The sequence below is a fragment of the Rhodomicrobium udaipurense JA643 genome, from assembly GCF_000636015.1.
Classification (GTDB): domain Bacteria; phylum Pseudomonadota; class Alphaproteobacteria; order Rhizobiales; family Rhodomicrobiaceae; genus Rhodomicrobium; species Rhodomicrobium udaipurense.
The window spans coordinates 1-2,935 of sequence record NZ_JFZJ01000201.1; the positions used below are offsets into that span (position 1 = coordinate 1).

Genomic DNA, 2,935 nt, shown 5'->3' on the forward strand with positions numbered 1-2,935 from the left:
TTGCGCGCTTACTGGACCTGGGACGTGTTTTCCGTGGTCACGGTCTCGGCCGGGGCCTGGTCGACAGGAGCCGGATCGGTCGCAACTTCGGTGGCCGCGACGGTGTTCGCCGTGATGGCCGCGACGAGCTTGTTGGTGTTTTCGTCGAGCTGCTTGATAGCCTGCGAAAGGCGATCCTCCGCCGGGACGCTTTCATCGGCGAGAGTCTCGCGGTGCTTCGCGAGAAACTCGATCACAGAGCCGGTCACGGTCGTGTTGCGCTCGATTACGGCAAGCAGCTCTTCGTCGGAATCAGACATGCTGTCCTCCTTCAGTGGGTTTCGGTTTTCTGGGGTGGAGCGGGTCTCACTGCCTCGCGCTCCGGGGCCGCTCCCAGCCCGGCGAGGATCTCGCGCGGGATCAGCCCGCCTTGCGGTTGCGCTGGCGCTTGTCCTTGCCAGCGTCGCCCTGTGGTTGCTTCAACTCGAGGCTCGTCGTCGCGCCGCCAGATTTCGAGAGGCGATGCGTTACGCCCGCGATGCGATAGGTGCCGTCAACGCCAGGCCGCGCGCCAGAAAGCACGAAGGTGCCTTCGGCCTGCGCCGACACATTGAAATCGATCACGCCCTCGCCTCCCCCGCCCTCGCGCTCGCTCTCGGCTTTGCGCCCCTTCGCCGTGCCCTCCGCTTCCTTCTCATCGGCCTTCGGATAGGGGATATTGTTCGAGGCTTCCGGCGCACCGTCGCCCGCCTCGATCTCCACTTCCTTCGTTTTCCACTTCGCGGTTTTGCGGTCGAACCAGCGGGCCTTCGCCTTCGTGTAGCGTGGGCGCCCTTGGTAGGGCGTGATGTCCCACGAGATGAGGTTGACGCCCCACGTGCCGGTCACGGTCGGCAGGGCCGCGCCGCCTGGCGTGGTGCCGCTGCCGCGTTTTGCGAGCACCGCCTTATCGCCCCGGATCTTGAAGGTGCCGCCCAGCTCGTCGGCGAGACGCCTGCCGAGATGGATGATCGTCTCGCCGTCTGCGCTCCAGAAGTCGCGCTGGATCGAGGCGAAGGACGGATCGACGGTCACGCCGGAAAGGCCCGCGCGCTTAGCGGCATCGCCGAGAAAATCCTTCAGCGTCGCCTTGTCCTTGTGGAAGCTTTGCGGCTCCTTCACCTTGCCACGGCTGTCGAAGCCCTTGGCAGAGACATGCAGCATGCGACCGCCGCCCTTAGAGCCGTTGGATCGCACCTCGTCGACCGTCCCTTCGAAGGCCTTCGCGCCGCCGAGATAGATGGCGACGCGCCCGCCATGCTTTGGCAGCATCAACGCGCCGTCACTATCCGAGAAGGTGAGGCTCGCCGTGTCCGACGCCGTACCGTCCTTATCATGCACCTCGATCTCGGTGAGGTAGGGGTTCATGCGGCTCGACACGTCGATGCCGTCGACATGCACCGCCCAAGAGACTGCCCAAGCCATGCATCAATCCCAGAGCGATATTGCGGTTTCCGTTGTCGTCGTCGCTTCGGGCTCGTCCGGCAGCGTGACGACGGTGCTGAGCGGCAATTCCGCGCCCAATGCCGCGAGGCCCGGATTGAGCAGGAGCGCCGCCTCGACGAGAGCGGGCCGCGTGCGGCCATACTTGCGCCAGATGAGCAGGTCGAGGGTGATCCCCTCGCCCCTGATCGTGACAGTCTCGGTCATGGCCGCTCCTTTTTGTTACTACAGATATTGACGCGCTCTAATTTTTGTAGTAACAATAATTCATGACGATAGAGTTCGATCCAGCCAAGCGCCAAGCCACCCTCGAAGCCCGCGGGCTCGATATGGCGGATGCCGACCAGGTATTCGACAGCACGCATCTGACCTTCCCCGATGTCAGATTTCCATACGGGGAAGAGCGGTTCATCACTGTCGGATACCTCGCGAGGCGCATGGTCCTACTCGCATGGACGCCGCGAGGCGCAGCGCGCCGCATTATCAGCATGAGGAAAGCCAATGACCGCGAACAAAGAAAATTCGGCCCAAAGCTGGGTTGACCCAGACGAAATCCCCGATCTGACCGGCCCGGAATGGGACGAAGCGTTTAAAAACGCCAAGGTGCAGCGGGGCCGCCCTAAAGCGCTTGCGCCCAAAATCAGCACCACGATCCGGCTAAGCCCCGACGTGATCGAGCATTTCAAGAAGGGCGGCCCCGGCTGGCAAAGCCGCATTGATGAAGCTCTACGGAAGGTGGCGGGCCTCTAACCCGCCGTCAAAAACCCCGCGTGGGCGAGGAACACCGCAGATCAAAAAAGCGATAGCAGCATCGACAGCAGCGTCGCGCCCGCATCGCTGCCGGGCGCATCGACACGCACGAGCACGATATCGTGCTTGATTACCTGTCCGACGCCGTTCGGCCCGAGCATCTCATGGCTCTTCCGCACGCTTTCGATCGCGTGCCAGCCGAGCACCTTGCCGTCGCCGCGCACCACCATGACGCGCTCGCCGGATCGGCGCAGCCCGTTGAGTGTCTCGATCTCGGTGAGCCCCCCGATCTTGGTCGGGAAAACCTGTCCACGGATCGAAAACTTTTCGTCGCCCTCGCCCGTGAACTCCCGCCCGGGCATGCGCCCGAGCAGGTCTTTCTTGGCGTATTCCGTCGACCCGTCCTCTTCGACAGAGTCTGCGTTGAACGGAAACACGTCGACCGTTACCGGCCCGATCTGGTAAAGCATGGGCGCTCCTTAAGCGTAGTCGGCTTGCAGGCCGCGCAACCGGCGGCGAAGCTCGGCTTCGAGCACTTGGCCGACCTTCTGAGCGATCTCGTTCACGTCGCCACCGCCCTCGATCACGATCTTGTCGATCGTGATCGAGATGTTCGCGCCGCCAGCGGATACACTGCGCGCGCCACCATTCGGGACGATCGAACCGGAGCGACCGGGGACGAACAACTCTGGCCCCTGCTCGCCGACGAGATAGGCTTGCCCGC

At 63.4% G+C, this 2,935-nt stretch carries 7 protein-coding genes and 1 pseudogene; 2 read left to right on the forward strand and 6 right to left on the reverse strand.

The genetic code is table 11. The features are described from left to right. Window positions 1–8 precede the first annotated feature (8 nt). From T281_RS16735 to T281_RS19670, 4 genes are all read right to left on the reverse strand, one after another. Window positions 9–299, reverse strand: coding sequence for a hypothetical protein (locus T281_RS16735; protein WP_037242168.1), 291 nt, complete (start codon window positions 297–299; stop codon window positions 9–11). Between the two features lie 100 nt (window positions 300–399). Continuing rightward, on the reverse strand, window positions 400–1,443 hold the full coding sequence (locus T281_RS16740; protein WP_037242171.1) for a phage late control D family protein: 1,044 nt from the start codon (window positions 1,441–1,443) through the stop codon (window positions 400–402). Window positions 1,444–1,446: 3 nt separating this feature from the next. Further along, entirely contained in the window at window positions 1,447–1,668 is a 222-nt protein-coding gene (locus tag T281_RS16745) for a tail protein X (RefSeq protein WP_037242174.1), read from the reverse strand. After that, window positions 1,665–1,826, reverse strand: coding sequence for a hypothetical protein (locus tag T281_RS19670; protein WP_245269279.1), 162 nt, complete (start codon window positions 1,824–1,826; stop codon window positions 1,665–1,667). The genes T281_RS16745 and T281_RS19670 overlap by 4 nt, the downstream gene beginning before the upstream one ends. On the opposite strand from T281_RS19670, the gene T281_RS18515 reads away from it, so the two are divergent. Together T281_RS18515 and T281_RS16750 are read left to right on the forward strand one after the other, a co-directional pair. Then, window positions 1,791–2,003: a BrnT family toxin gene (locus tag T281_RS18515; protein ID WP_245269278.1), complete on the forward strand. Its 213-nt coding sequence runs from the start codon at window positions 1,791–1,793 to the stop codon at window positions 2,001–2,003. The two genes, T281_RS19670 and T281_RS18515, sit on opposite strands and share 36 nt — an antisense overlap. Continuing rightward, entirely contained in the window at window positions 1,963–2,211 is a 249-nt protein-coding gene (locus T281_RS16750) for a BrnA antitoxin family protein (RefSeq protein WP_037242177.1), read from the forward strand. The genes T281_RS18515 and T281_RS16750 overlap by 41 nt, the downstream gene beginning before the upstream one ends. Window positions 2,212–2,252: 41 nt before the next feature. Here the strand turns inward: T281_RS16750 and T281_RS16755 are convergent, their stop codons facing one another. Together T281_RS16755 and T281_RS19365 are read right to left on the reverse strand one after the other, a co-directional pair. After that, complete coding sequence (locus T281_RS16755) at window positions 2,253–2,681, reverse strand: phage tail protein (protein WP_037242179.1); 429 nt, start codon at window positions 2,679–2,681, stop codon at window positions 2,253–2,255. Window positions 2,682–2,690: 9 nt separating this feature from the next. Next, a pseudogene (locus tag T281_RS19365) lies at window positions 2,691–2,935 on the reverse strand (hypothetical protein); the annotation flags it as partial.